Below are 25,180 nucleotides of genomic sequence, written 5' to 3'. Positions count from 1 at the left end.
CGGTGTTTGGCACGGTTCCAAACAATCCTCTCCTTCGTCACCCCGGACAAAGGCGCAGCCGGAGATCCGGGGACGGTGAGCCACTGTTCTAGAGATACCCCCTCGGCTCTCCGATCCCAGGTCCCGCTGCGCTTGCCCGGAATGACGATGGAGAGGGTGAGGATCAGACGAAACTCATATAGAGGCGTTTGAGGAAAATGAGCTGACCTGCACGATTTTCGAACATGGCTTCCGGGTAATATTGCAGGTCGGTCTGGATCGGCGTTTCAACGGTCACACCACGTGGGCTCATGTCTGTCTTGATCACCTGGGCGGACTGGCCGAGTTGCATGAGCTGATCCAACAGGGCGGGGTAGTGAGCTCCATAGAAGGTCTCTGCGGCCTCCGAGGTGGCGAAGGCATGGCCGGTGTGGGCATTGCGATCTGCAGCTGTGGCGTCCACCACCTTCATTGGCCGGTAGTAATTGTTGGTCTTGACCTGATCGCCGCCAAAGACACTGCCCTCCAGCGTGCCGCTGCCCACATAGACAATGGAATTGTCGAGGTTTGGCCTGTGAACCGCGGCATTTTGGTCGATGATCTCTTGGGTCGTTTTCGTGGTTCCCTTCAATGCAACGATTGACGCAGTGATGTCCGTGACATTGTCGCCGAGATAGGAAAACAGGATATCGTCATTGGCATCCCTGTTTTCCTGAAAGGTTTCCGCAGAATGCCAATCGCCGGTGTAGATCCCCACCACGCGCGTTGCCTTCTCAAACATGCCAAAACCGGATCTGTGCAAAGGCCGGAGCCGGAGGAACGGGCCTGCTCCGGTCATGTAATAGGTGCTTGGCAACTGACCTGCGTTGAACTGATTGGTGTGAGTGTCGATGTCGATTGTCGCAAACAACCGGTTGGCCGGTTTGATCAGGGCGATTGGGGTCGGGGTCGGCATGTTCAGATCCTCATGTTGTTCCGCTTGCTGTCTCTCGTCGAGCCTTCGACGCGCTGGCTTTTGGCGCGCGTGAGACGAAAGAAACCGCGCCGCCAGGATCACCTCCGTAAGTGAAAGCGTCATCAGATCCTCCGGTCCGTGAGGCGAGCGTTCTTTCAAGAGGACGGTTGGGAAGCGCGCATGTGAAAGGAAAGCGGGCGATGCGTTTGATTGCTTTCTTCGCTGACGATTTCGCTTGATCTGGAGCCACTCCAGGCGAGTAGGCTTGCTGTGTCAGGAGCGAGAATGAAGTTTTCATCGAAGGTGAAAACTGGAAAGGCGAAGACGATGCGAATTTCAGAAGCAGCCTCTTTGAGCGGGCTGAGCGTTGACACCATCCGGTTCTACGAAAAGTCGGGCCTGTTGCCGCCAATCGGGCGTGGGTTGGATGGAAATCGCCAATTCTCGGCCGAAAATATCGATTGGCTTGTTCTCATGTCCTCTCTGCGGGAAACCGGAATGTCGCTCGGAAAGATGCGCCACTTCGCAGAGCTTTATCGCTTGGGGAATCGCACCATTTCAGAACGAAAGCAGGTTCTGCTGGATCACGCCGAGCACCTGGAAACCAAACGGGCCGCTCTTGATCATTGCGCCAGTCTGCTTGAGCGCAAACTCAGTCTCTATGCAGAAATCGAAGAGGTCCCAGCATGAGAATTATCATCATTGGAGCCAAAGGTGATATTGGCCAGGCCGTCTGTGCAGAGCTGGGCGCTCGCCATGAGCTTGTTCTGGCGGGTAGGTCGAGCGGCGACCTGCGCGTGGACATCGCCGACCGGTCTTCCGTGGACGACATGTATGCAAAGGTTGGAGCGGTTGATTCTGTGGTCTGCACTGCCGGGGATGTACATTTCAGTCCCCTGACAGACTTTACCAGCGAGAGCTTCATGTCGACGCTACGCGAAAAGGTCATGGGGCAGGTCAACCTGGTGCTCGCGGGATTGGAAAGGCTTCCGGACGGTGGTTCCTTCACCTTGACCAGCGGAATTCTTGATCGTGAGCCGATCCGAACGGGTGCCTCAGCTGCAACGGCGAACGGAGCGCTGGGCGGTTTCGTTAAAGCCGCTGCCATCGAGATGCCGAGGGGGATCAGGATTAATGTAGTGAGTCCCGGACTTCTGGACGTGTCCGCACCCAAATATGGCAGTTGGTTTCCAGGTCACGACCCTGTTTCATCCCGCCGCGTCGGTCTCGCTTATGCCAAGAGTGTCGAGGGCGCAGCCACGGGACAGGTCATTGTCGTGGACTGACAGGGCCCCGCGGGGGGGGGCTCACTCGCGGCCGTCTGTGAACTGGATCAAATCCCACAGATTGCCGTAGATATCCTTGAAGACAGACACGATGCCATAGGGAGCTTCATTCGGTTCTCGGATGAACTCGATGCCCTTGGCGCGGTAGTCTTCATAGTCCCGCCAGAAATCATCGGTTCTTAGAAACAAAAACACACGGCCGCCAGCCTGATCGCCAATATAGTCTGCCTGATGATCATTGGACGCACGGGCGAGCAAAATCGAAGCGGTCCCTTCGCCCTTCGGTTTCACCACGACCCATCTTTTGTCCTGTTCGGGCTGATAGGTGTCTTCAACCAACTCAAAGCCCAGCAGGCCGACATAAAACGCCAGGGCTTCGTCGTAGTCACGGACCACAAGAGCGACGTGAGCAAGGCTTTGGGTCATGAAAGATCTCCGGAAATTGGGTGGCAATCTTAGGGGGCGGGTCGTTCTGGCTCCAGCGAAATCGGGGTCAAAGGTGTCGCCACGGGCGATGTTCTCAGAGTTCACCAATCATGACGGAGCGGTAACAACGGTGTCAGTCACGCGGGCTTGAACTTGAAACCGGGAAGCCTCGTCCCCTAGTTGGCTTCAGTCAAGGTGCGATGGCCGTGCTCGGTCTTCCTGCTCGGTGGCAGGACATCTTTCCAATCCTGAAAGGCGAACTTCATGAACCTACTCGCTCGCGGCGATCTGAAGAATATTATCCTGGCGGGGCTCGTCGGTGAGCTTGCTTTTGAACTCTACGGCTGGCTGGCTTCTCCGGGTATCTTTGGTGTCAGGCTTGAACCCGCCAATCTTGTGGCGGGCCTCGCTGGAAAGTTTCTCGGCCTGCCCCTTTCTTATGCCGTAGCCTTCGCGGTGCATTTTCTGATCGGTGCTGTGGTGTTTTCTTCGCTTGTGCTGCTGATGCAGCGCGTCAGCAGGCTCAGTTTTGCAGTTTCCGGTGCACTTGTCGGACTTCTTCTTTGGTTTGTCGCGCAAGGATTTCTGGCGCAGCTGGTCGGCCGCAGCTTCATGATGGGTTTTGGCGCCTACACCCAATCTTCCTTCGTCGGCCATGTGGGCATGATGCTCATCATCGGGCTTGTCTTCCAGGTCCTGACAAAACGTCAGGCATCAGGCGGAGCCGAGCAGGCAGCCGCAGCTGCGTGATTTTGAGCACCTCTGAAGGGACTTAAAGAAAAACCCCTGCTTCATTGCTGAGGCAGGGGCCAATAGGGGCCGCGGGGATACGAGGCCATTCTCTCTTGTGTGTCCTGCTTATGTGCGCAGGCGGGATCTGATCTCTTCACGAAGGTCATCGATCGGCGATCGCTTGCGGCCGCTCTTGATGTGCCAGAACGTCCAGCCGTTGCAGGATGCCGCGCCCTGAACCAACGCGCCTACCTTGTGGATCGATCCCGTGTGCTCACCGCACTTGAGGGAGCCGTCTGCACGAACGACCGCGAGATGACGTCCTTTGGAACAGGTCAGTTCCGCGCCGGGTTCCAGAAGGCCAGCCTCGAGAAGGTTGCCGAAAGGAATGCGCTTTTCAGCGCGCTTTCCCTTTTGCATGTCGAGCGACGCGCCTGATCCCATTTCGATGGCATCGATCCGAGCGGTTGCCGCATCGATATAGGACTGCTCACGCTCAACCCCGACGAAGTTGCGCCCGAGTTTCTTGGAGACAGCGCCGGTGGTACCTGTTCCAAAGAAGGGATCCAGAACCACATCGCCTGGGTTGGAAGACGCTGTCAGCACCCTGTAGAGCAAGCTTTCAGGTTTCTGTGTCGGATGCACCTTCTGACCGTCGTCGTCCTTCAGCCGTTCGCCGCCTGTACAGAGTGGCAGGTGCCAGTCCGACCGCATCTGGAGATCGTCATTGAAGGTCTTCAAGGCATCATAGTTGAAAGTCGGCTTGGCCGTCTTCGACTTTGTTGCCCAGATCATTGTCTCATGCGCATTGGTGAAGCGCTTGCCCCGGAAGTTCGGCATCGGATTGGACTTCAGCCAAACGATGTCGTTCATGATCCAGAAGCCGAGATCCTGAAGGAGCGCGCCAACGCGGAAGATGTTGTGATAGGAGCCGATGACATAGATCGAGGCGTCATCCTTCATCACTCGCCGTGTGGCCAGAAGCCAGGCGCGGGTAAAGGCATCATAAGCCTCGAAGCTCTCGAACTGATCCCAGTGATCATCACAGGCATCAACCTTCGAGTCGTCCGGCCTGTGCAGGTCGCCGCCCAGCTGAAGATTGTAGGGCGGATCGGCAAACACCAGGTCGACAGATTTCGACGGCAATTTGTTGAGGGCGGCTACACAGTCGCCCTTCATGATTGTGTTGAGCCATGCAGGATCACCGGCTGGCTCGGAAGAGTGGTGGGGTGCCACGGTGGACACCCCGGTACGCAGAACTCTCATTGCGACGCAATACCTCACGCAATTTCGAGTGCCATGGTTACCGGGTTTGGTAAATCAGGTGTTAAGCGCTGAAACTTAAAATTCTCGATGAATCAATAGTTTGTTTACATTAGTAAAAGCTTTACAAGAGATTAACCGAGTGTCCCGCCTCAAAACGACAGATTTCTGCTGATTTCATCTGGCATCCGTCTGAATTGCATTTTGTATTGGTTAAATACCGCAGGACTGGCTGTCGAAATTTTTTCGAGACGCGGTCGCTGTTGAGCGCATTGCCGCTACGTCATATTTTAACCGTGACGTCCAGGAGCTGGTCATTCTCTCTATTCGAGACGCGCTGGGCCCAAGGCCTGGGGGACCACCAAAGCGACCTTCGTGCCGCCGATGATGGTTCGAAAAAATAATCGAGCGATGAAAAAAATTTCACATAACGAGCGTATGCTGATTGACGAAGGAGGGCGAAAGGCCGAAATTCTTCGGTTAAATATAACAATAAGGAGAAACCATTGTCCGTCACCACTTACTTTCTGAACGGCTCGTCCACCCGGCCAATCGAATATTCCCCAGAGTGCCCCTTTGAGGCATTCACAGATGCGGACAAGGCTGTAGATCGTCTGGTCGAGATTTTTGAGCGAAACACCGCGTTTCTGCGCGACGCTTTTCAGGAGCTGATCGCCGGTAAGCCTCGCGAAGGCCGCGTTCGGGCGTTTTATCCAGAGGTTCGTCTCGTCACAGAAAGCCATGGCCGCCTCGACAGTCGTCTTGCTTATGGCTTCGTTTCGGGCCCCGGCGATCACGCAACAACGATCACGCGCCCTGATCTTTTTCGTGACTATTTGAAGTCGCAAATTTCATTGCTGATGCGCAATCATGATGTGCCGGTGATGATTGGCGCTTCGGAAATGCCGATCCCGCTTCACTTTGCATTTTATGACGGCACCCATGTTGAAGGCGGTGCGGCTGCCGCGCAGCTCGATCTGCCTTTGGCCGACGTCTTTGATCTTCCCGACCTATCGGTGATGGATGATGCCATCGCCAATGGCACCTATGAGCCGGTCGACGGCGTCATGCCTCTGTCGTCCTTCACTGCCCCGCGTGTGGATTACTCCATTCACCGCTTGCAGCATTACACCGCGACCGCTGCGGAGCATTTCCAGAACTATGTGCTCTTCACCAACTACCAGTTCTACATCGATGAATTCTGCCGGATGGCGCATGATCTCCTGGCCGATCCCGAGAGCGGCTATGAAGCATTCATCGAACCTGGAAACCTGGTCACTCTGGCCGGTGATCTGGAGCCCAGCAGTGGTACCGCGCCGGCCCGGTTGCCGCAGATGCCGGCCTATCACCTCAAGCGGAAAGGGCAGGGCGGTATCACGATGGTCAACATCGGCGTCGGCCCGTCCAACGCCAAGACCATTACAGATCATGTCGCGGTCCTGCGTCCCCACGCCTGGCTCATGCTTGGCCACTGTGCCGGCCTGCGCAACAGTCAGACCCTTGGCGACTACGTGCTGGCCCATGGTTATGTGCGGGAGGACAATGTGCTCAACCAGGATCTTCCGACCTGGGTACCGATCCCACCGCTGGCAGAGGTGCAAGTCGCGCTCGAAGACGCCGTTACAGAGATTACGGGCTATGACGGTTATGAGCTGAAACGGGTCATGCGAACCGGAACGGTGGCGTCTATCGACAACCGCAACTGGGAACTCTGGGACCAGCGCGGTCTTGTGCAGCGGTTCTCGCAGTCCCGCGCGATCGCACTCGACATGGAATCGGCGACAATTGCGGCCAACGGCTTTCGCTTCCGTGTGCCTTATGGGACGTTGCTATGTGTCTCCGACAAGCCGCTCCATGGCGAGCTGAAGCTTCCGGGTATGGCGACTGACTTCTACAAGCGTCAGGTCGCTCAGCATCTGGAAATTGGAATTCGCGCTCTGGAAAAGCTGAGGGCAATGCCGAGCGAAAGCCTGCATTCCAGAAAGCTAAGAAGCTTCGCCGAAACAGCTTTCCAGTAGACGTCTGGACGGATTATCGCGGCGGTCAGCAGACCGCCGCGTCGTCCCATCTCTTGTCTTCAAAGATGCGGCCCTTGTAGGCGCCGGACAGAATGGCATCGCGCGCGTTGTCCCAGGATTCAGCCCAGGCTCTAGGGTCCCGGAGTTCGCTTGCCGGATTCTGCCTGCTGCGGGCGACGAATTCCGGGAAAGCTGGGCGGCCTGTTGCCTGGCCCGTTGGCAGATAGCGCAGATCGACGCTCCAGCGCAGATGATCCGAAACGTTCGGCAGTGCGCGGTGCACATTCATCTTGTGAAACAGTACGGCGCCACCCTTTTTGACGGGCAATGGCGTACCGACTCTCTCTTGCATCACTTTTTCAGGTACCTGGGGCTCTGATGCCAACGCGAGATTGGAACAGTGCACCTTGGGGCCTTCGCGGTGTGAACCGGCAACTGAGGTCAGGCAACCATTTTCAAGGGTTGCTTCGGTTATCGCCAGCCAGACCGTTACCTGGTTTGTCTCATCAGCTTCAGGGAGCAGGGCGACGATGTCCTGATGCCAGGTTGTAGCACCTACATTTGAGTGGCCCGCAACATCAGCGCTGAGCCTGCGTTGGGGAGGCTTCATCCGCATTTGCTGCACGGGACTGGAGGAAATCTCCGGACCGATGATCGTTTCAACCAGGTTCAGGATTGCCGGGTGCCGCATGAGGTTGAAGACCGCCGGGCCCGTGTGCATGTGGAAGTTCTTCGGCTCAAGCACTTCATTCACCAGCGGCAGTGAGACATTGAAGTGCCGGTGCAGATCAGAACATTCGGCAATGATCGCAGAGTACCGGTCGCCAAAGTCCAGATTTTTGTGAAGATCGGATATCTTGCCCGCTGCATAAAGATGCGCGGCAGTGTCGTCCAGAAGTTGCGCATACTCCTGCTCGATCTCGACAAGATCTTCCTCGGGAACGAGGCGATCTATCGCGAGGAAGCCGTTTTCGTCGAAGGATTCAAGTTGAGCGTCTGACAAGGTCTGGAAGGTCATTGCGCAGTTCCTCAAATGGCGCGCGCGGCGGCGGCGTGTGGCTTTGCTTTCTCTTTCAAATTAAATATGCTCGTAGAAAGGCTATTCAAAAAGGCGGTAAATGGCGCTGATAAATTAAGTCCAGGATTAACTTATGTCAGGCATCCCACACCTCCGCCTTCTCGCGACATTCGATACCGTTTGCCAGCTGGGCTCCATGCAGAGGGCTGCTCAGGAACTGAATGTAACGCCACCTGCTGTTACCCAGGCGATCCGCGCGCTAGAACTGGAAATTGGTGTGCCTCTGCTTAATCGCAGCACCAAGCCCGCCTTGCCAACCGAGGCTGGCGAGCGACTGTCGAGCGCCATTCGGCACAGCTTTGCGCTGATCGAGGACACCATCGTGGACATTCGCCATCTGGCGGGTCTGTCCGAGCAGCAGCTCAGCCTGTGTTGCACTCTTGGCATGGCGACCTATTGGCTGATGCCCAAGCTTTCCGGCTTTTATGGCCGTTTCCCGGATATCACCGTGAACGTGCAGGCACCGCCTTCCGACCAGCCGGTTCTCTCTCCCGGTCTGGATATCGCCTTGCGATATGGGCGGGGTGGCTGGACCGATGGCGAAACCTGGAAACTGTTCGACGAACGCGCTTGCCCCGTCGGAACGCCTCAGATGATTGGGCAGGTGGCTGAAGCAGGTGGTCTGGAGGAGGTGCCCCTGATTGAGGTTCGTCTCGGGTCTCCCCATCTTTGGGACACCTGGGCCGACTATTTCGAGCAGCGCGGTATCAAGCGTTCACGTCGACCAAGTCATGTATTCGACAATTATGTGCAAGCTGTTCAAGCTGCGCTGGATGGTCGGGGTATCATGCTGGGGTGGCGGTCAATCACACACAAGCTGGTCGGCGATGGTTCACTGGTGGAACTACCCTCCGGCACACATGATTTTGGAACGTCCTATTTTGTGACCTGTTCCCACCGAAGCATGAACAAGCAATCGACGAAACACTTCATAGACTGGGTGACTGGCCTCGATCGTTAAGGCTCGGATCGGGGGCAACGCGGCGCATCGGCCCGCGCCCAAAGAGTGGCGGGCGTAAAGACAATTGCTGCCGCCAGACACATTACTCGATCATCGTGTTGGCGACTACCTAGCCGGGATGTTCGCCGACTTGCAACAAACGACGGGCCGGACAAGAAAAACGCGGCCCCGTGAAGAGCCGCATTTCAGTGTGATGGGGCCACTTTGCGTGGTCTTATTCGGCCTCGTCCGCCGGAGCCGCATTCAGCAGGCCATAGCGTTCGACACCAATCTTCTCCAGAAGCTCAAGCTGGGTTTCCAGGAAGTCGATGTGGCCTTCCTCGTCTTTCAGCAGCTCTTCAAACAGTTTCATCGAGACGTAGTCGCCTTCCTCAAGGCAGATGTCGCGCGACTTTGCATAGGAGGTGCGGGCGTCGTATTCGCCGGCAAGGTCGCACTCAAGCACTTCCTTGATGTCCTGGCCGATGCGCAGAGGAGCGAGCTTCTGCATGTTCGGATGACCTTCGAGGAAGATGATGCGGTCGGTGATCTTGTCCGCGTGCTGCATCTCCTCGATGGATTCTTCGCGCTCCTTCTTGGCCAGACGGGCAAAACCCCAGTCGGCCAGCAGGCGGTAATGAAGCCAGTACTGGTTGATTGCTCCCAGTTCAAGGAACAGGGCTTCATTGAGTCGCTCGATAACTTTCGGATTGCCCTTCATGGCCATTACCTTTGTGTTTCGGTCACTGGATGACTTACATTAGAATTATTCTAGTTTTAGGTCTAGTGCCGGAAGCGCGATAATATGAAAAAAACCTGACGTTTTGGCCGGAAAAAATGCTCTTGCAAACCATTAGCGGTTGTAGGGCTCGAATGGTTGATCCGGTCACCGCATACGTTCGCCTGGTGGGATGCTTGAGGCGGTCAGGTGCCGCTCAAGCCCGCTTCCAGAACCTTGCGCATCACAGTCGGCAAGGCCTCATCCGACTGTTGCTCCTTCTCGGACCACCAAAGCGCTTCAGGGGCAGGGCTTTCAGGCGCCAGACGGCAGACGTAGATATCAAGTTCCAGATGGAAATGCGTGAAAGTGTGTTTGACGATGCCGCTTCGCTTGCGCCAATTTCCCTGGACCGGGGCATGGGAGATTGCCGCCGACAGGTCGAAGTCATCCGCCCAAAGCGTCCCGGGAACTTCGGTCATGCCGCCGAGCAGTCCTTTCGGAGGCCGCCGACCCAGTAAAACTGCATTGTCATGGTCTCGAATTGCGACAAAGGCTGCGCCCTTTCTGGTGGGTTTGGCCTTTTTGGGTGCTTTTCTTGGTAAGGTTTCCGCCAGGCCAGAGCTTTGCGACTTGCACTCCGTCAACCAGGGGCAAAGCGCGCAGGCAGGCCGTTTGGGCGTGCAGATGGTAGCGCCAAGGTCCATCACGGCCTGGGCGAAATCTCCCGGCCGGTCGTGAGGCGTCAGTGCGTCCATGGCTTCGCGTATGGCTGGCTTGGCATCTGGCAGCGGTGTCGTGATCCCGTAGAGCCGCGACAGCACACGTTCGACGTTGCCATCCACGACCGCCGCATGACGGTTGAAGGCGATAGCGGAGATTGCCGCAGCCGTGTAGGGGCCGATACCGGGGAGAGACCGCAGGCCGTCTTCCGCGTCAGGAAACCGCCCGCCAAGCTCGAAGGCGACCTGTTCTGCACATTTTTTCAGGTTTCTCGCCCGCGAATAATAGCCAAGACCGGCCCAGGCCTTCATCACATCTTCAGTGTCCGCCGCGGCCAGATCCTCGACCCGTGGCCAGAGCGCGAGGAACTTGACGTAGTAGTCCTTGACTGCCGCGACGGTTGTTTGCTGAAGCATGACCTCTGATAGCCAGACGCTGTAGGGATCAGGCACGACCCCAAGCCGGCGGTCTTCTGGAGAGGTTCTCCATGGCAGGGTGCGGGCATGGCGATCGTACCAATCAAGCAATGCGTCGGGAGTCGATAAAGAATTCATGGTCCGAATGTGTCGCGCGGCAGTGGTATTGCAAGTCGTAAACTTGGAAGCCTGGGGAAAAGGAAGGGATAAGACTGTGAGTTTGTGGGGGGTGAGAAGCGCTAGTCTTTATTCTGACGCAAATTAGATCGATGGTGTATCAGTGAAGAACCATGACTCGGCTCGAGGCGAGTAAGGAGTAGCGTCATTTCAGCGATGCGAGCAAGACAGGGGGCCAAACCACTGGCCGATCTTGTCGGCAAGGCCATGACGCCTGCCTGCCGCAAGCGCGGATTTGCGTCCGTCGACATCCTGGCAGCCTGGCCCGACATTGTCGGCGAACGTTACGGTGAAAGGGTGCAGCCCGACCGTATCATCTGGCCGCGGCGAACGGGCGAAGATGGCGAAATGACAGCCGATCCAGCGACGCTTGTGGTCCACACTGATGGTGCAACTGCCTTGATGTTGTCGCATGAGACGAGGCAGCTGATCGAGCGCATCAACACCTTCTACGGTTGGGCCGCTATTGGCCGCATAAAGATCACTCAAAAACCGGTCGAAGTCCGCCGCAAGCCTCAGCCTCGTGCGCTGCGCAGCCTGACGGGTGAAGAGGAAGCGCGCCTTGAAAGCCAGCTGGAGACCGTCGCCAACGATCGTCTTCGCGAAGCACTCAAGAAGCTGGGCGCGCAGGTCATTGCGCGCTCTGGAGACGAACAGGTCTGAGGATCTCTCGGAGCTTCCCATCCTTCAACCTCGCTGACGATAACCTCCTCGTGATCGGGCTGTTACATCGCATTCCAACTACGGCCATATTTGCTCTGTTGTGTTGACGCGAGTGGGCTGAATATGCACATCACTGCTGTAGGCAGGGATGCCGCGAAAGCGGAGCCCCGAATTAATGACGCTGGACAGGACATCGCTCGTGACTATTTCCCGTAGAAATTTCCTTCAGACCGGATCCGGTCTTGCGCTTGCTACTGCGCTGACCTCCATGTCGGGCGCCGCCTTTGCCCAGAGCGTCGATCTGGACGAATTGCTGAAGCCGGGTCCTCTTGGCGACAAGATCCTCGGCGCCGAAGACGCGCCGGTCACGATCGTTGAATATTCATCCATGACATGTGGTCATTGCGCAAACTTCCACGAGAAGACCTATCCGGCGCTGAAAGCAGAATACATCGACACGGGCAAGGTCCGTTTCATCTTCCGTGAATTCCCGCTTGATGCGGTTGCCGCAGCTGCCTTCATGCTCGCGCGCAGCGCTCCGCCAGAGAAGTATTTCGAGATCATCGACATCATGTTCGAAGAGCAGCGTTCCTGGGCGTTTACGGACAATCCGTACAATTCCCTGCTGAATTTCTCCAAGCAGATCGGATTTACACAGGAGTCCTTCGAGGAGTCCTTGACAAACCAGGGCTTGCTTGACGCAGTGAATGCTGTACGGGATCGCGGCTCCAACGAGTTTGGCGTCAACTCGACCCCGACATTCTTTGTGAATGGAGAAAAGCACTCCGGAGCCCTGTCGGTTGAGCAGATTTCAGAGATCATCGAGAACGAACTTTGATCTTCCTGTAGCAGGCGGGAGGCAGCTGGCTGCGTTTAAGTCAGGCCCCTCTAATCGAACGACAGACACATCGGCGCACACCTCAAGCTTTCAGGTGCGCCGATGAAGTTTTCCAAACTACGCGTTGTGGGCTTCAAGTCCTTTGTCGAGCCGATGGAGTTTGTCATCGGCAAGGGCCTGACCGGTGTGGTCGGGCCGAACGGCTGCGGCAAGTCCAATCTGGTCGAGGCCCTTCGCTGGGTCATGGGCGAAAACTCCTACAAGAATATGCGCGCGTCCGGTATGGACGACGTCATCTTCTCGGGATCGCTGAACAGGCCTGCGCGCAATACGGCGGAAGTTACGCTTTTTCTCGACAATCAGGATCGCACGGCGCCCTCGGCGTTCAATTCTGCCGACATGCTGGAAGTCAGTAGGAGGATCGAGCGCGAATCCGGCTCCAACTACAAGATCAATTCTCGTGATGTGCGCGCACGCGATGTGCAGCTTCTGTTCGCAGATGCCTCCACCGGCGCCCGGTCGCCAGCCATGGTGCGGCAGGGCCAGATCGGCGAACTGATTTCCGCGAAACCGACGTCCCGCCGTCAGATCCTGGAAGAAGCTGCCGGGATTTCCGGCCTTCACAGCAGGCGCAAGGAAGCGGAGATCAGGCTTCGGGCCGCGGAGCAGAACCTTGAACGTCTTGAAGATGTGCTGGTGCAGATCGATGGCCAGCTCGATAGCCTGCGTCGCCAGTCCCGCCAGGCGTCGCGGTATCGCAATCTCTCATCCGAGATCCGTGCAGCTGAGGCCTCTATACTGTATTTGCGCTGGAAGGATGCAGGAACGGCCTTGTCGGAGGCTGAAACGCATTTCAATGCCGCCCAGCAGAAGGTCGCCGAAGCCGCTGGTCTGCAGGCCGAAAGCGCCCGGATACAGGCAATTGCCTCCCACAAGCTACCGGAATTGAGAGATGCGGCAGCATCCGCCGGAGCGGTATTGCAGCGTCTGGTGATCGCGCGGAACGAGTTGGATTCCGAAGAACGCCGGATCAAGGAGCGTCTTCAGGATCTCGAACGGCGCTTGGTTCAGCTGGGCGAAGACGTCACCCGGGAGCAGTTGCTGGTTTCGGAAAACGACGAAGTTCTGGAGCGTCTCGCTGAAGAGCGTGCGGAACTGGTTGAAGAAAATGAAACCGTGCAGGAACGGGCAGAGCTTGCTCGTGAAAAAGTGGCCGAGGTCGGCGAAATGCTTGCGGGCCACGAAAGCCGCCTGAGCGATGTGACGGCAGCTCAGGCGCGCGAGTTGGCTGAGCGCGGGCGACTTGAGCGCCAGGTCGTTGATGCGCGTCAGCGTTCGGAGCGCCTCGCCGCGCAGGCGCTGGAAGCGCGCAATGTACTCGACGCCTTGAGCGAAGAGATGGCAGCACACGATGGCATGGCCGAGCGACAAGCAGCTGTGGAGCTTGCCGAAGAGTTGCTTCTGGAGGCGGAAACAGCTGTCGAGATTGCTGAAACGCAAACACGAGAGACCCGTGAACTGGAGCAGGCGGCGCGCGGTCCGGTCAACGACGCCGAAAAGGCACTTTCAGCATTGGAGACAGAAGCAAAGACCCTCGAAAAGGTCCTTAACGTCTCTCTTGGCGGTGAATGGCAGCCTGCCGTCGACAAATTGACTGTGGCGCCGGGGTTTGAAACCGCACTGGGAGCCGCGCTTGGTGAGGATCTCGACGCCCCGCTCGATGCTGCAGCACCCGTGCGCTGGGGCGAAACTCCCGACGCGTCTTTCGATCCAGCTCTTCCGGAAGGCGCTAAGCCGCTTGCCGGGCATGTGGATGCACCGCCTCAATTGTCGCGCCGTCTGGCGCATATCGGGCTCGTCGAGGCACCAGATGGCCCGCGTCTGCAAAAACTCTTGAAGCCCGGTCAGCGACTGGTGTCAAAGGATGGAGACCTGTGGCGTTGGGATGGCTTTGTGGTCAGCGCCGAGGCGCCAACTCCAGCAGCACAGCGTCTTGCCCAGAAAAACCGCTTGGCAGAGTTGTCCGACAAAATCGATGCGGCCCGTGTCGTTGTGGAGGACAGCCGTGGCGCGTTGGAACGAGCGTCAGGCAACGTGCGGCAGGCTGCTGAAAACGAACAGGCTGCCAAGGGGCGGACACGGGGGCTCCAACAAGACCTGACGGCTGCACGCGAGGCGTTGGTTATTGCCGAGCGCGCCTATTCACAGCTTTCTAGCAAAAAGGCTGCAGCTGAAGAGCGTTCGGAACGGCTCGGTGAAGAGGCCGCTGAAGCGCGTGAAACACTGGCAGAGGCCGAAGAAGAACTCGCCGGCGCACCAGAGGTGGCCGGTTTTCGAGATGAGATCGCACGTCTTCAGGCTGATGTCGCAGGCGCGCGTGCAGCACTCGCCGAGGCACGGGCCGTTTCGGAAGGCATTTCCCGCGAACAGCAGATGCGAGACAGGCGGCTGGAATCCATTGCGCGCGAGTACGACAGCTGGAAAGCCCGTGCCGCCAATGCCTCCCAGCAGATCGCCGTGCTTCAAGGGCGCAAGCAGGAGGCGGAAGATGAGCGCTCGGAGCTGATTGAGGCACCCGAGGAGATTGAACTGAAGCGCCGGAGCCTTTTCAGCGAGATTGCCAAGGCGGAAGAGGCCAAAAAGCAGAAAGACGATGATCTGCAGCGAGCCGAGTTGGACCTGGCGGAGGTCGACCATGCCGCTCGCGCGGCGATGGAAGGTTTGGCAGGTGCGCGCGAAGAAAAGATCCGCGCGGAAGAGCGCCTTGAAGCGGCGCGCCAGCGCAAGACCTCCATCGAGGCCCGGATTGATGAGGATCTCGAGGTTCCGGTGTCGGCCCTGCCGGAGATAGCGGGGCTGAAGGAAGGCGCGCCACTCCCGGACCCCGAAGCGATCGAACGAAAGCTGGAGCGATTAAAGGCTGAACGTGAGCGTCTTGGAGGCGTAAATCTCAGAGCCGAGGAAGAGCTTCGCGAGATCGACGAGCAGAAGACAACACTGACCAGCGAACGAGATGACCTGATCGAAGCGATTCGGCGCCTACGGACCGGCATTTCCAACCTGAACAAGGAAGCCCGGGAACGTTTGCTGGCCTCCTTTGAAGTCGTCAATGATCACTTCCAGCGGTTGTTCACGCATTTGTTCGGTGGTGGGACGGCCGAGCTGCAATTGGTCGATTCCGATGATCCACTGGACGCGGGCCTCGAAATCATCGCCCGCCCACCTGGCAAAAAGCCCCAGACCATGACGCTCTTGTCCGGCGGTGAGCAGGCATTGACGGCCATGGCTCTGATCTTTGCCGTTTTCCTGACGAATCCGGCGCCAATCTGCGTTCTCGATGAGGTGGATGCGCCGCTCGACGACGCAAATGTCGAGCGTTATTGCGATCTGCTTGAGGAAATGGCGCGGCGCACGGAAACCCGGTTTGTGGTGATCACCCATAATCCCATCACCATGGCCCGGATGAATCGCTTGTTCGGGGTTACAATGGCTGAGCGCGGAGTCTCGCAGTTGGTCTCGGTCGATCTGGAAACTGCGGAGCGATTCCGCGAGGCCGGTTAGGAACGCCAAATCCTTGTTGCAATGCGTGCAGATCCATTCGACTTAGGTCTGGCACTGTTGCTCTGTGTGCGAAATTTTCTATTTAAAACAGAAGCTTATGCTTCATATGGTGGTTCTTGACAGGGCAGAGGGTGCCGACTATGGTGCGCGCGGCTTACGGGGGTTGAATAACTGCCGGATCTGAGCGGAATGTTGCAGCGGGGAACACATGAGCGGCTCTGCAGACGACGAACCGAAATCAGGACCGAAGGGCGATCTTACGGAAGCTGAACTGTCAGAGCGACGGGACCGGTTGAACCGGATGCTGGACGACAGGCAGGAAGCCGAACGGGCTTCCGAGGCCAGGTCAAAAGGCAGCACCTCCGGCTATGGCCAGGCAATGAAACTTTCTTCGGAATTCATTGCGGGCATTTTGGTTGGTGGCGGGATTGGCTGGGTTCTGGATCAGTGGCTGGGGACGACGCCATTTGGCCTGATCGTCTTTTTGTTGCTGGGCTTTGGGGCTGGGGTCTTGAATGTTCTTAGGTCGGCGGGTTATGTCGCTGAAGCAGAGAACAAGCTTGGCTCCGATGAGTCCGAAGACAGTTCCAATTAAATATGTGTCCGCGCCGTGATTGGCGCGCCTTGAAATGAACGAGCGAAGAAGGCTGACCGGTGGCGAACGATCCGATCCATCAGTTCAAGATCCAGAAACTTTTCCCGATTGAAGTCGGGGGTATGGATTTCTCTTTCACCAATTCTTCGCTGTTCATGGTTGCGACCGTGGCAGCGGCGTCTGCGTTTCTGATCTTCTCGACCAGCGGTCGTGGTTTGGTCCCGACCCGCATGCAGTCCATTTCGGAAATGGCGTATGAGTTTGTGGCAGGCATGCTGCGAAGCTCCGCCGGAACCGAAGGCATGCGCTTCTTTCCAATGGTGTTCTCGCTCTTCATGTTTGTCCTGGTGGCAAACCTGTTCGGCATGTTCCCCTACTTCTTCACTGTCACCAGCCACATCATCGTCACCTTCGCGCTGTCGATGCTGGTGATCCTGACGGTAACAATCTACGGCTTCATGCGTCATGGCATGAAGTTCCTGGGTCTCTTCGTGCCCGCCGGTGTTCCTGGCGCACTGATCCCGATTGTGGCACCGATCGAAGTGATTTCCTTTCTTTCCCGTCCGGTTAGCCTTTCTGTTCGTCTGTTCGCGAACATGCTTGCCGGTCACATCACCTTGAAGGTGTTCGCAGGCTTTATCGTAAGCCTGAGCGCAATGGGCGCTGTCGGCATCTTCGGTGCAATTCTTCCGCTCGGAATGACGGTTGCGCTTACAGCGCTGGAATTCCTCGTCGCCTTCCTGCAGGCCTACGTCTTCACAGTCCTGACCTGCATGTATCTGAACGACGCAATTCACCCGTCACACTAAGCGTTTCAAACTCATGCGGTGCCGAACCGGCACCGCCTGGTGAGACAATCTGCAAAAACACAATCTAGGAGCACGTGTCATGGAAGCAGAAGCAGCAAAGTACATCGGCGCCGGTATCGCATGCCTCGGCATGGGCGGTGCAGCTATCGCACTCGGCAACATCTTCGGCAGCTACCTGGCTGGCGCACTGCGCAACCCAACAGCAGCGGACGGCCAGTTCGGTCGCCTGGTTTTCGGCTTCGCCGTTACCGAAGCTCTGGGCATCTTCTCCCTGCTGATCGCCCTTCTTCTCCTTTTCGCGTAAGAACTCGCTAGTCCCTAGCGAAACTGACGCGACTCCGGTGGCGGCGCCCAAACCTTCAAGGTAACTGCGCCGCCTAATCGGGATTTGGAGACAGGAAATGGCAAGCCAAACCCATTCGACTACCGAAGGCACGCACGAAGTGATCGAAGTGCCGCCGGGTGAACATGGTGCGGGTTTCCCGCCGTTCGACAGCTCGACCTTCGCTTCGCAAATCCTTTGGCTGGCCATCACCTTCGGCCTGTTCTACTGGATCATGAAGAACGTGGCCGTGCCGCGGATTGCTGGCATTCTCGAAGATCGTAAGGATCGCATCGCTGGTGACCTTGCCGAGGCCAATCGCCTCAAGCAGGAAACCGACGCTGCCATCGCCGCTTACGAACAGGCCCTTGCCGAAGCGCGCAACAAGGCTCATGGCATCGCCCATGACACGCGTGCCAAGCTGAAGGCCGAGAACGAAGCGCGCCGGGAAAAGGCTGAAACCGAGCTTGCCGAAAAGCTCGCTGCAGCAGAAACCCACATTGCCGGTATCAAGACCGAGGCCCTGTCACAGATTGGCGACATTGCCGGAGAAACCACCACAGCGCTCGTTGAAGTGCTGATGGGCAAGGCTCCGACAAAGACCGATCTGACCAAGGCGCTCAAGTCGGCGATGAACTGAGGAGACGACAATGGACGCAACATTTTGGGCCTTTGTCGGTCTCGTCCTCTTTCTCGCTGCCATGTTCTGGGTCAAGGTCCCGGGCAAGATCAGCGGTGCGCTGGACAACCGTGCAGATGACATCCGCAAGGAACTGGACGAAGCGCGGAAGCTCCGCGAAGAAGCCCAGGCTCTTTTGTCGGACTATCAGCGCAAGCGTCATGAAGCCGAAGGTGAAGCAGAAGCGATCATCGCCGAAGCAAACTCTGAAGCTGAACGTCTGACCGTTGAAACCAACAACGCTCTGGAAGAGATGATCGCCCGCCGCTCCAAGGCTGCGGAAGACAAGATCGCTCAGGCCGAAACTCAGGCGATTGCAGAAGTTCGCGCACGTGCTGCGGACATCGCGGTTGCTGCGGCCGAACAGATCCTGTCCGCCAAGGTCAAGGACAAGGTGGCTGATGACATCCTGTCCAAGAGCATTGCTCAGGTGAAAGAAAAGCTGAACTGATCTGACCAAAGATCTGGCCAAAGATCAGTTTGAACGAGAAGCGGCCCCCGGGCCGCTTTTTTGTTTTTGGGCCAGGGAGCTTTTAGGGCGCCTGGTCTGACGCCAATCGTACAGGTTTGAAGGACCTGCGGTGCAGCGGGCAGGGGCCAAGCCTTGTGAGCGCTTCGCTGTGCTTCGGCACGCCGTAGCCTTTGTGAACGGCGAATCCATATCCAGGGTGATGAGCGTCGGCCCGCACCATCATTCGATCACGCAGTACCTTCGCCACAATCGAGGCGGCAGCAATGCACAGGCAGCGCCCGTCGCCCTTGATCAGGCTTTGCCCATCTTGCGTGAGGCCCGGCGGTACGTCGCGCCCGTCGACCAGAACCATCTTGGGCGGCAGTGTCAGTGCATCTACGGCTTGCACCATGGCACCAAGGGTGGCCGCCCGAATGTTCTTTTCATCAATGGTCGCAGCGCTGGCGCTGGAAATACCCACATGGGCCGATGACATGATCTGGTCGAAGAGCGCTTCGCGCCTGGTCTCGGTCAGTTTCTTGGAGTCGTTGAGGCCTTCGGGCAGATTGTCGTAGTCCAGGATAACGGCCGCCGTTACCACCGGCCCGGCCCAGGGCCCGCGGCCTGCCTCGTCAACGCCAGCCAGGCGCCCGTCAAACGAGGCGGCATGGCGCCGCTCCACCCGGGCGTCCGGTGCGTCGGGAAAGGGAAGATCGAAGAGGGAAGGGGTAGGGCGCTTGCTCATCGCCCAAGTGTGCCGCCGAGCGTTTCTTGCGGCAAGTGTTGCTCCTTAAAACAGGTCCAGCTGTACCCCACCTTTTTGCGGCGACACGAAGAGTTCTGTGTTGAGCTTGCGCCGGCGTGTGTTCAGACCGAGGCGCTTGGCCGCCAGCTGAAAGCGTTTTGCGATCTGGTCGGCATACGGGCCCTTGCCACGCATGCGCTCTCCCCAGTTGGCATCATAGTCCTTGCCACCACGCATGGAGCGGATCAGGCTCATCACATGCTGATACTGACCGGGCCGTTCGCGCAACAGCCAGTCACGGAAGAGTTCGGAAACCTCGCGCGGCAGGCGCAGAAGCACGAACCCGGCTTCGGTCGCGCCATGCTCGGCGGAGGCCTCCAGAATGGCTTCGATCTCGCTGTCTGTCAGCGCCGGAATGACCGGCGCTACCATGACGGATGTCGGCACGCCTGCATCGCTGAGCGACTTGAGCGCATGCAAACGTTTATGCGGGGCCGAGGCGCGGGGTTCCATGGACCGGCAAAGTTTCTTGTCGAGCGTCGTGATTGACAGGGCGACCTTGCAGAGATTGCGCTCGGCCATACGTGCCAGAATATCGATATCCCGTTCCACCAGCGCCGATTTGGTCACAATGGCCACTGGATGATGATAGCGGTCTAGCACGTCCAGTATCTCGCGCATCAGGTTGTAACTGCGTTCAGCCGGCTGATAGGCATCAGTATTGGTGCCGATGGCTATCGGCTTGGGAACATAGCCAGGCGCGGAGAGTTCCCGCTCGAGCAGTTCGGCCGCATTCGGTTTGGCAAACAGGCGAGCTTCAAAGTCGAGCCCGGGCGAAAGGCCCATGAAGGCGTGACTGGGCCGCGCGAAGCAGTAGGTGCAGCCGTGTTCGCAACCACGATAGGGATTGATGGACCGGTCGAAGGAGGTGTCCGGTGAAGCATTCCGGGTGATGATGGTGCGTGCTTTTTCTTCCTGAACGGTGGTCTTGAAAGGAGGCAGGTCCTCATGGCTGTCCCAGCCATCATCCACGATTTCCGTGGCCCGCGCTTCAAACCGCCCGGCCATATTCAACCCGGCGCCGCGACCCCGCCGGCGCTCGTCAGAAATGCCGATGGGTTGTAAAACACCGTCCGCCGCCTGGGCAGAGGCTGGCGCTTGAGCCGAACCTTCCTTTGCGGCAGTCATGGGCATGGTGCGAATCCGATCATCAGAAATGAGAACATAATAGGAACATTAATCGAAACAACAGGCGAAACAAGCCGTTTGCCTCGCCATGGCAAAAAAAAGGCGGTAAAAGAAAGGCCATGATCAGTGTGATTGTACCGACCTTGAATTCTGAAGCAGATTTGGCTCACTGCCTCGCGGCGCTCGTTTCTGCGGCCGCCGAGGGTGTTGTGCGAGAAGTGATCGTCGTTGATGGCGGATCTTCGGACAGCACCGAACGCGTTGCAGATGCCGCCGGCTGCGATTGGTGCGAGGTCAAGGGACCACGCAGCGAGCGATTGGCGGCCGGAGCCCAGGCCTCACGGCGCGGAGAATGGCTGCTTTTTCTTCCCGCCGACACGGTCCTTGAAGCCAGCTGGCATCACGAAGTACAGAACTTCATTGAGCGCGCTGAGCGGGCTGGCAGCGCTGACAAGACAGCCGCTGCCTTCAAACTGCGGTTCGAGGCCTTCGGCATGGGCGCGCGCGTGTCTGAATTCATGGCGGTTGTCCGCTCCAGGTTCCTGGGCATGCCGGATGGCAGTCAGGGCTTGCTGATTTCGAGGCGCTTTTACCAGAGCCTCGGCGGTTATCGGCCTCTGCGCGAGATGGAAGATCTGGACCTGGTCAAACGCATTGGCGGCCGGCGTCTTGTGTTCCTGCGCTCCGGCGCGGTGTGTTCGGGACGCGGGTCCGAGCGGGGTCAGTCTGACGGCCTGATTTCCGGCTTCCGGAAGTCTGTAGCGCGCTTCTGTGTCAACACTCTTCGCCTGCCACCCAAGGCACTGCTCAAGCTTCACGGTTGAAGCGCTTCAACTGGCTGCATAGTCCTGACGGAACCGCTCTGCCCAGTCCTGGTTGGTCGCATCGGCAAGCTTGGCAACGGGCAGTTCGACATCCTTTGCAAGATCACCATCAAGCCCCAGATTTGTCAGGACTTCTGCAAGAATATGCTGCGGGTCTTCTGACAGCGCGTCATAGGTGATCGTGAGCGGGTTGATGCCCTGGACGGCGAACCACTCGATCCAGGTGCGTTCGAAGGCCTCAAAAAGGTCGAGCTCCGCCTTGATTGCCGGTCCGTCGTAGACCGGCTCTCGCGGGGCGCTGAGACGCTCCAGCTCCCGCCCATCCGGCGCCTTGTGCCAAAGGCCGGTCTGCTGTGCCTTCACGAATGAAATCGCCTGCTCGAGCTTTTCTGCCCGTGTCAGATGGAGGAACAGCACCCGTCCGAAGGCTGCTTCCATGCGCGCGCGGTCAGTTTGCTCTTCCGGATGGAGGAGTGCCAGTTTTTGCTGAAAGAAGTCGAAACTGTGCCGCTGCAGTCTCAGGCCGAAGAGGTCAGTCCCGCCCCTGCCTTTTTCCCGCGCCGCGTCAAACACAGCCTTGAGACTATCTAATTCGCCAGCACAAGGCTCAAGACCATAATACTCAAGCCAGGCCACGAGCGAGGGTTCGTGGAAATGAGAGCCTGGACGGCCGGCGACCCCGGTGGCCGACAGCAGCTTGCACAAGAGTGTGCTGCCGCTGCGCGGAGAGGTGCAGATTACATAGGCATCATAGGCATCATAGGCATCATAGGCGGGCATGGCGTCCAACTGAAAGCGCATCACAGAACGTTCGTGACCTATCTACAAGATGTTTCGGCAAGAAGACGAAGAAACAGACGCGAAGGCACAGGAGAGAACTGCTCGGGATGTAAGTCGGCTTGTGGTGTATTGCAGGGCATGACTAAGCTTTAAGCTGCAACGCTCTGACACAGCGTTGGCAAGGTGAGGAGAAGCCATGACCACGGCCGCAGCTGCAGTGCCAGCCACCCGCACAACCACCGGCATCATCATGATGTGCGTCGGCGTCGCGTGTCTCTGCGTCAATGATGCGCTCGCCAAGACCCTCGGTGAGACCTATCCTCCCGTGCAAATCCTCTTCATGCGCAACATCATCGCGCTGCCGTTTGCGGCACTGGTAGCCTACTTCCTGGGCGGAGCGGGCGCATTGAGGACCTATAGTCTCGGCGCCCATATGGCGCGCGGCCTTTTGTGGATGGCTGCGGCAACGCTTTTCTTCACCAGCGTAACGCTTCTCGATCTGGCTGAGGCGACGGCGCTGGTCTTCGCAGCTCCGCTGTTCATCACGGCCCTGTCGGCCTTTCTCCTGCGCGAAACTGTCGGTTGGCGCCGCTGGAGTGCCGTTCTGGTGGGGTTCTTGGGTGTCCTGATTGTTGTCCGGCCTGGCGGCGGCAGCTTCCAGCCGGCACTGCTCCTGCCGCTTGCGACCGCGGTTCTTTATGCGGTGCTGATGATCGGTGCGCGTTGGGTTGATCCGCGCGAGAGCGTCTGGACCTTGATGCTTTATCTCGTCGGCGCCGGCGCGCTGCTCAGCGCCCTGGTATGCCCCTTCTTCTGGGTCGACCTTCAGTCCCGGCATCTTTGGCTTTTTGCCGCTATCGCCTTTTTCGGCACCATCGGCATCACTCTGATGACCCAGGCCTTTCGTCTTGCACCCGCAACCGTACTCGCGCCCCTCGACTACAGGGCGCTCATCTGGGCGAGCATTCTCGGCTGGATATTCTGGCGTGAAATCCCTGATCTCGCCACTTACCTCGGCGCCGCCATCATCATCGTCAGTGGGGTCTTCATCGTGTTGAGAGAAGGGGGCGAACGGGATAGGGCGTGCGAGTGATCTGGCGTCGGCAGTATTGTCAGGTTTCTTAAGGGGCAGCTATTTAGTTCGCAAAGGACTAGCCTTTGCCTCTACGGTCTTGATCGGAGCGGGATCTATAGCGGCTAGCTTGCCTAAAGTGCATCAATTGACTTCCTAGCGTTTTGGCTCCTTCTGGAGATTCTCGATCAGCGAAATAGCGGGTCGGTTTCCAGCCAAACATTGCAGTTAGGAAAAAATCTACTATACAAGGATTACAACTAAGCGCCGATTAGCGGCGTGGGGAAGCTATGAGCTACGAACCCAAAAAAGCAGCACAGCTGATCGCCTACCTTATCATGAAGTCTGGCGGCGATAGGCTCAACATTCTGAAGGCTGTAAAACTCGTCTATCTGGTAGACCGGTACAGCCTTGAGAAATTTGGATTTCCGGTACTTGAAGAACGGCGAGTTTCTATGCCGCATGGACCGGTAAACTCGCTAACATATGACTACCTCAATGGTGTTTATGATCCAGACCCTGTGGGATGGTCGGAGTTCTTACGGGATCGCGAAAATCACAATATCGCTTTAGCGAATTCGGACCTCTCAATAGAAGGCCTAGATGAGCTTAGTGATGCTGACATCGAGTGCGCCGATGCTGTCTGGGCCTCATTTGGTCACATGACACAGTGGGAGTTACGCGATTGGACGCATGACCCTAGTCATATACCCGAATGGGAAGAACCCAACGGCGGTTCGACCGTGATCCCTTTGCAGCGAATTCTGAATGCGGTGGGCGTCTCAAACGCGGAAGAATTCGCAAACGAGGCAGAGAGCTTTCGGCATATTGAAGATGCCTTTAGGCGTGCGAGGCTGAATTGATTTGGTTTCGCGCGCAGGGACACTACTAATACCATCTGGACCTGCGCATGATCCTGGCAGGAGGCACCTTCACGTAGTCTGCACTGAACCTTGTGAGCATGGTGATCAAGTTATCGTTTCGATTTCGACTTGGTCCAATTCGCTTTGTGATGCAACCTGCATACTCTAGGTGCATGAGCACGAATGGCTGACTCATAAGTCTTATGTCTTCTATCGTAAGAATCGAATTGAAGCTGCTGAGACTCTAGAAAGAGGCGTCCAACAAGGTATCTTTGAGGAGCGTGGGGCTATGAATGCGCAGGTTTTTCTTCGAGTAAAAAACGGTATCTGCCGCAGTAATCAAACGCCTAGGAAAGTGAAAAATTACCTCGGTTGCTAGTGCTTGACCTAGCTATTGAGTGCTTTCGACGAATATTCAGAATTTCTAATTGCCACTCAAATACCACGCCTCTATGCCTCCTGCAGTTTTCCGCGCTTCAGGTGCTCGTCCAGCCTCGGCATGATCTCGACGAAGTTGCAGGGCATGTGCCGGTAGTCGAGCTGAAGCTTGAGGATGCCGTCCCAGGCGTCCTTGCAGGCGCCAGGAGAGCCGGGCAGGGCAAAGATATAGGTGGCTCCCGCAACGCCTCCCGTCGCCCGCGACTGGATGGTCGAAGTGCCGATCTTGTCATAGGAGATCCGGTGAAACACTTCCGAAAATCCATCCATACGCTTTTCGAACAGCGGCTCGACAGCTTCCGGTGTCACATCGCGCCCGGTGAAGCCGGTGCCGCCGGTTGAAATCACCACATCGACACCCTTATCGGCGATCCACCCCCGCACAATCGCCTGTATCGCCGGAACATCGTCAGCGACAATCTTCCGGTCAGCCAACTTGTGCCCCGCCTTCTCGATGCGGTCGGCCAGAGTCGATCCGGAGCGGTCTTCTTCCAGCGTTCGTGTGTCCGATACAGTCAGGACAGCAATGTTAAGCGGAATGAATGGGCGGCTTTCGTCAATACGATTCATCGGGAAACTCCTCTGACCAAGACATAGTAGAGCCGGCGTCCTGGCGCCAGTCAGGGGCAGAGCCGGGCAGG

Annotated in this window: 26 protein-coding genes; 16 read left to right on the top strand and 10 right to left on the bottom strand. The window is 57.5% G+C overall.

The genetic code is table 11. The annotated features are described in order from the left end of the window. Positions 1–163: 163 nt before the first annotated feature. Positions 164–1,057 carry a hypothetical protein gene (locus ABJZ52_RS17065; protein WP_348185903.1) on the bottom strand — a complete coding sequence of 298 codons (894 nt, stop codon included), beginning with the start codon at positions 1,055–1,057 and terminating at the stop codon, positions 164–166. 162 nt (positions 1,058–1,219) lie between these two features. On the opposite strand from ABJZ52_RS17065, the gene ABJZ52_RS17060 reads away from it, so the two are divergent. Both ABJZ52_RS17060 and ABJZ52_RS17055 read left to right on the top strand, forming a co-directional pair. Continuing rightward, complete coding sequence (locus tag ABJZ52_RS17060) at positions 1,220–1,624, top strand: MerR family transcriptional regulator (RefSeq protein ID WP_348185901.1); 405 nt, start codon at positions 1,220–1,222, stop codon at positions 1,622–1,624. Continuing rightward, entirely contained in the window at positions 1,621–2,220 is a 600-nt protein-coding gene (locus tag ABJZ52_RS17055; RefSeq protein WP_348185898.1) for a short chain dehydrogenase, read from the top strand. Before ABJZ52_RS17060 ends, ABJZ52_RS17055 begins: the two co-directional genes overlap by 4 nt. A 21-nt stretch (positions 2,221–2,241) precedes the next feature. Here the strand turns inward: ABJZ52_RS17055 and ABJZ52_RS17050 are convergent, their stop codons facing one another. Then, a complete protein-coding gene (locus ABJZ52_RS17050; protein WP_348185896.1) occupies positions 2,242–2,646 on the bottom strand; it encodes a VOC family protein in 405 nt (134 codons plus the stop codon). A gap of 264 nt (positions 2,647–2,910) precedes the next feature. Between ABJZ52_RS17050 and ABJZ52_RS17045 the strand changes: the two genes are divergently transcribed. Further along, a complete protein-coding gene (locus tag ABJZ52_RS17045) occupies positions 2,911–3,396 on the top strand; it encodes a hypothetical protein (protein WP_348185894.1) in 486 nt (161 codons plus the stop codon). A gap of 108 nt (positions 3,397–3,504) precedes the next feature. On the opposite strand, the gene ABJZ52_RS17040 is transcribed toward ABJZ52_RS17045, so the two are convergent. Further along, entirely contained in the window at positions 3,505–4,644 is a 1,140-nt protein-coding gene (locus ABJZ52_RS17040; protein ID WP_348185892.1) for a site-specific DNA-methyltransferase, read from the bottom strand. 548 nt (positions 4,645–5,192) lie between these two features. Here ABJZ52_RS17040 and ABJZ52_RS17035 point away from each other — a divergent pair. Further along, positions 5,193–6,659 (top strand): AMP nucleosidase, encoded by a 1,467-nt coding sequence (locus ABJZ52_RS17035; protein ID WP_348186210.1) that lies wholly within the window; start codon positions 5,193–5,195, stop codon positions 6,657–6,659. 25 nt (positions 6,660–6,684) lie between these two features. On the opposite strand, the gene ABJZ52_RS17030 is transcribed toward ABJZ52_RS17035, so the two are convergent. Further along, positions 6,685–7,677 (bottom strand): phytanoyl-CoA dioxygenase family protein, encoded by a 993-nt coding sequence (locus tag ABJZ52_RS17030; RefSeq protein ID WP_348185889.1) that lies wholly within the window; start codon positions 7,675–7,677, stop codon positions 6,685–6,687. Between the two features lie 133 nt (positions 7,678–7,810). On the opposite strand from ABJZ52_RS17030, the gene ABJZ52_RS17025 reads away from it, so the two are divergent. Continuing rightward, positions 7,811–8,698 carry a LysR substrate-binding domain-containing protein gene (locus ABJZ52_RS17025; protein WP_348185887.1) on the top strand — a complete coding sequence of 296 codons (888 nt, stop codon included), beginning with the start codon at positions 7,811–7,813 and terminating at the stop codon, positions 8,696–8,698. Between the two features lie 214 nt (positions 8,699–8,912). Here ABJZ52_RS17025 and bfr read toward each other — a convergent pair whose 3' ends face one another. Both bfr and mutY read right to left on the bottom strand, forming a co-directional pair. Further along, positions 8,913–9,398 (bottom strand): bacterioferritin, encoded by a 486-nt coding sequence (gene bfr / locus ABJZ52_RS17020; protein ID WP_348185884.1) that lies wholly within the window; start codon positions 9,396–9,398, stop codon positions 8,913–8,915. A 203-nt stretch (positions 9,399–9,601) separates the two neighbouring features. Next, the gene (gene mutY / locus ABJZ52_RS17015) at positions 9,602–10,672 is read right to left on the bottom strand and encodes an A/G-specific adenine glycosylase (RefSeq protein WP_348185882.1); all 1,071 of its coding nucleotides are present in this window, start codon (positions 10,670–10,672) and stop codon (positions 9,602–9,604) included. Positions 10,673–10,867: 195 nt separating this feature from the next. Here mutY and ABJZ52_RS17010 point away from each other — a divergent pair, with 195 nt between their 5' ends. The 8 genes from ABJZ52_RS17010 to ABJZ52_RS16975 all read left to right on the top strand — a co-directional run bounded on the left by ABJZ52_RS17010 (position 10,868) and on the right by ABJZ52_RS16975 (position 18,629). After that, a complete protein-coding gene (locus ABJZ52_RS17010) occupies positions 10,868–11,374 on the top strand; it encodes a DciA family protein (RefSeq protein ID WP_348185879.1) in 507 nt (168 codons plus the stop codon). A gap of 175 nt (positions 11,375–11,549) precedes the next feature. After that, positions 11,550–12,212, top strand: a complete 663-nt coding sequence (locus tag ABJZ52_RS17005) for a thioredoxin domain-containing protein (RefSeq protein WP_348208025.1) — start codon at positions 11,550–11,552, stop codon at positions 12,210–12,212. Positions 12,213–12,314: 102 nt separating this feature from the next. Beyond that, positions 12,315–15,773, top strand: coding sequence for an AAA family ATPase (locus tag ABJZ52_RS17000; protein ID WP_348185874.1), 3,459 nt, complete (start codon positions 12,315–12,317; stop codon positions 15,771–15,773). Positions 15,774–15,981: 208 nt separating this feature from the next. After that, on the top strand, positions 15,982–16,368 hold the full coding sequence (locus ABJZ52_RS16995) for an AtpZ/AtpI family protein (protein WP_348185872.1): 387 nt from the start codon (positions 15,982–15,984) through the stop codon (positions 16,366–16,368). A gap of 59 nt (positions 16,369–16,427) precedes the next feature. Continuing rightward, the gene (locus tag ABJZ52_RS16990) at positions 16,428–17,177 is read left to right on the top strand and encodes a F0F1 ATP synthase subunit A (protein WP_348185870.1); all 750 of its coding nucleotides are present in this window, start codon (positions 16,428–16,430) and stop codon (positions 17,175–17,177) included. Positions 17,178–17,256: 79 nt separating this feature from the next. After that, entirely contained in the window at positions 17,257–17,481 is a 225-nt protein-coding gene (locus ABJZ52_RS16985; RefSeq protein ID WP_153770903.1) for a F0F1 ATP synthase subunit C, read from the top strand. A gap of 97 nt (positions 17,482–17,578) precedes the next feature. Beyond that, entirely contained in the window at positions 17,579–18,139 is a 561-nt protein-coding gene (locus ABJZ52_RS16980) for a F0F1 ATP synthase subunit B (protein WP_192110420.1), read from the top strand. Positions 18,140–18,149: 10 nt separating this feature from the next. Next, a complete protein-coding gene (locus tag ABJZ52_RS16975; RefSeq protein WP_348185867.1) occupies positions 18,150–18,629 on the top strand; it encodes an ATP F0F1 synthase subunit B in 480 nt (159 codons plus the stop codon). 82 nt (positions 18,630–18,711) lie between these two features. On the opposite strand, the gene ABJZ52_RS16970 is transcribed toward ABJZ52_RS16975, so the two are convergent. Together ABJZ52_RS16970 and ABJZ52_RS16965 are read right to left on the bottom strand one after the other, a co-directional pair. Then, the gene (locus tag ABJZ52_RS16970) at positions 18,712–19,374 is read right to left on the bottom strand and encodes a ribonuclease HII (RefSeq protein WP_348185865.1); all 663 of its coding nucleotides are present in this window, start codon (positions 19,372–19,374) and stop codon (positions 18,712–18,714) included. A 45-nt stretch (positions 19,375–19,419) separates the two neighbouring features. After that, positions 19,420–20,568, bottom strand: coding sequence for a PA0069 family radical SAM protein (locus tag ABJZ52_RS16965; RefSeq protein ID WP_348185863.1), 1,149 nt, complete (start codon positions 20,566–20,568; stop codon positions 19,420–19,422). A gap of 113 nt (positions 20,569–20,681) precedes the next feature. Between ABJZ52_RS16965 and ABJZ52_RS16960 the strand changes: the two genes are divergently transcribed. Then, entirely contained in the window at positions 20,682–21,386 is a 705-nt protein-coding gene (locus ABJZ52_RS16960) for a glycosyltransferase (protein ID WP_348185860.1), read from the top strand. A gap of 6 nt (positions 21,387–21,392) precedes the next feature. Here the strand turns inward: ABJZ52_RS16960 and ABJZ52_RS16955 are convergent, their stop codons facing one another. After that, entirely contained in the window at positions 21,393–22,187 is a 795-nt protein-coding gene (locus tag ABJZ52_RS16955) for a Stf0 family sulfotransferase (protein ID WP_348185858.1), read from the bottom strand. Positions 22,188–22,362: 175 nt separating this feature from the next. Here ABJZ52_RS16955 and ABJZ52_RS16950 point away from each other — a divergent pair, with 175 nt between their 5' ends. Then, on the top strand, positions 22,363–23,259 hold the full coding sequence (locus ABJZ52_RS16950) for a DMT family transporter (RefSeq protein ID WP_348185855.1): 897 nt from the start codon (positions 22,363–22,365) through the stop codon (positions 23,257–23,259). 269 nt (positions 23,260–23,528) lie between these two features. After that, positions 23,529–24,101, top strand: coding sequence for a Panacea domain-containing protein (locus ABJZ52_RS16945; protein ID WP_348185853.1), 573 nt, complete (start codon positions 23,529–23,531; stop codon positions 24,099–24,101). Between the two features lie 450 nt (positions 24,102–24,551). Here ABJZ52_RS16945 and moaB read toward each other — a convergent pair whose 3' ends face one another. Then, positions 24,552–25,109 carry a molybdenum cofactor biosynthesis protein B gene (gene moaB / locus ABJZ52_RS16940; protein ID WP_348185851.1) on the bottom strand — a complete coding sequence of 186 codons (558 nt, stop codon included), beginning with the start codon at positions 25,107–25,109 and terminating at the stop codon, positions 24,552–24,554. Positions 25,110–25,180 lie beyond the last annotated feature (71 nt).

This window comes from Roseibium sp. (assembly GCF_039982295.1).
Classification (GTDB): domain Bacteria; phylum Pseudomonadota; class Alphaproteobacteria; order Rhizobiales; family Stappiaceae; genus Roseibium.
Note: the sequence above shows the minus strand (reverse complement) of the source record. Positions and strands in the feature narration are given on the sequence as shown.

Bases quoted from the DNA above. Each gene is read 5' to 3' on its own strand.
- ABJZ52_RS17050 (WP_348185896.1), bottom strand. From the start codon at position 2,646: ATGACCCAAAGCCTTGCTCACGTCGCTCTTGTGGTCCGTGACTACGAC.
- ABJZ52_RS16955 (WP_348185858.1), bottom strand. From the start codon at position 22,187: ATGCGCTTTCAGTTGGACGCCATGCCCGCCTATGATGCCTATGATGCC.
- bfr (WP_348185884.1), bottom strand. From the start codon at position 9,398: ATGAAGGGCAATCCGAAAGTTATCGAGCGACTCAATGAAGCCCTGTTC.
- ABJZ52_RS16950 (WP_348185855.1), top strand. From the start codon at position 22,363: ATGACCACGGCCGCAGCTGCAGTGCCAGCCACCCGCACAACCACCGGC.
- moaB (WP_348185851.1), bottom strand. From the start codon at position 25,109: ATGAATCGTATTGACGAAAGCCGCCCATTCATTCCGCTTAACATTGCT.
- ABJZ52_RS16945 (WP_348185853.1), top strand. From the start codon at position 23,529: ATGAGCTACGAACCCAAAAAAGCAGCACAGCTGATCGCCTACCTTATC.
- ABJZ52_RS17055 (WP_348185898.1), top strand. From the start codon at position 1,621: ATGAGAATTATCATCATTGGAGCCAAAGGTGATATTGGCCAGGCCGTC.
- ABJZ52_RS16980 (WP_192110420.1), top strand. From the start codon at position 17,579: ATGGCAAGCCAAACCCATTCGACTACCGAAGGCACGCACGAAGTGATC.
- ABJZ52_RS17045 (WP_348185894.1), top strand. From the start codon at position 2,911: ATGAACCTACTCGCTCGCGGCGATCTGAAGAATATTATCCTGGCGGGG.
- ABJZ52_RS17025 (WP_348185887.1), top strand. From the start codon at position 7,811: ATGTCAGGCATCCCACACCTCCGCCTTCTCGCGACATTCGATACCGTT.
- ABJZ52_RS16965 (WP_348185863.1), bottom strand. From the start codon at position 20,568: ATGCCCATGACTGCCGCAAAGGAAGGTTCGGCTCAAGCGCCAGCCTCT.
- ABJZ52_RS16970 (WP_348185865.1), bottom strand. From the start codon at position 19,374: ATGAGCAAGCGCCCTACCCCTTCCCTCTTCGATCTTCCCTTTCCCGAC.
- ABJZ52_RS17040 (WP_348185892.1), bottom strand. From the start codon at position 4,644: ATGAGAGTTCTGCGTACCGGGGTGTCCACCGTGGCACCCCACCACTCT.
- ABJZ52_RS17000 (WP_348185874.1), top strand. From the start codon at position 12,315: ATGAAGTTTTCCAAACTACGCGTTGTGGGCTTCAAGTCCTTTGTCGAG.
- ABJZ52_RS16985 (WP_153770903.1), top strand. From the start codon at position 17,257: ATGGAAGCAGAAGCAGCAAAGTACATCGGCGCCGGTATCGCATGCCTC.
- ABJZ52_RS17010 (WP_348185879.1), top strand. From the start codon at position 10,868: ATGCGAGCAAGACAGGGGGCCAAACCACTGGCCGATCTTGTCGGCAAG.
- ABJZ52_RS17030 (WP_348185889.1), bottom strand. From the start codon at position 7,677: ATGACCTTCCAGACCTTGTCAGACGCTCAACTTGAATCCTTCGACGAA.
- ABJZ52_RS16975 (WP_348185867.1), top strand. From the start codon at position 18,150: ATGGACGCAACATTTTGGGCCTTTGTCGGTCTCGTCCTCTTTCTCGCT.
- ABJZ52_RS16995 (WP_348185872.1), top strand. From the start codon at position 15,982: ATGAGCGGCTCTGCAGACGACGAACCGAAATCAGGACCGAAGGGCGAT.
- ABJZ52_RS17065 (WP_348185903.1), bottom strand. From the start codon at position 1,057: ATGACGCTTTCACTTACGGAGGTGATCCTGGCGGCGCGGTTTCTTTCG.
- mutY (WP_348185882.1), bottom strand. From the start codon at position 10,672: ATGAATTCTTTATCGACTCCCGACGCATTGCTTGATTGGTACGATCGC.
- ABJZ52_RS16960 (WP_348185860.1), top strand. From the start codon at position 20,682: ATGATCAGTGTGATTGTACCGACCTTGAATTCTGAAGCAGATTTGGCT.
- ABJZ52_RS17060 (WP_348185901.1), top strand. From the start codon at position 1,220: ATGAAGTTTTCATCGAAGGTGAAAACTGGAAAGGCGAAGACGATGCGA.
- ABJZ52_RS17005 (WP_348208025.1), top strand. From the start codon at position 11,550: ATGACGCTGGACAGGACATCGCTCGTGACTATTTCCCGTAGAAATTTC.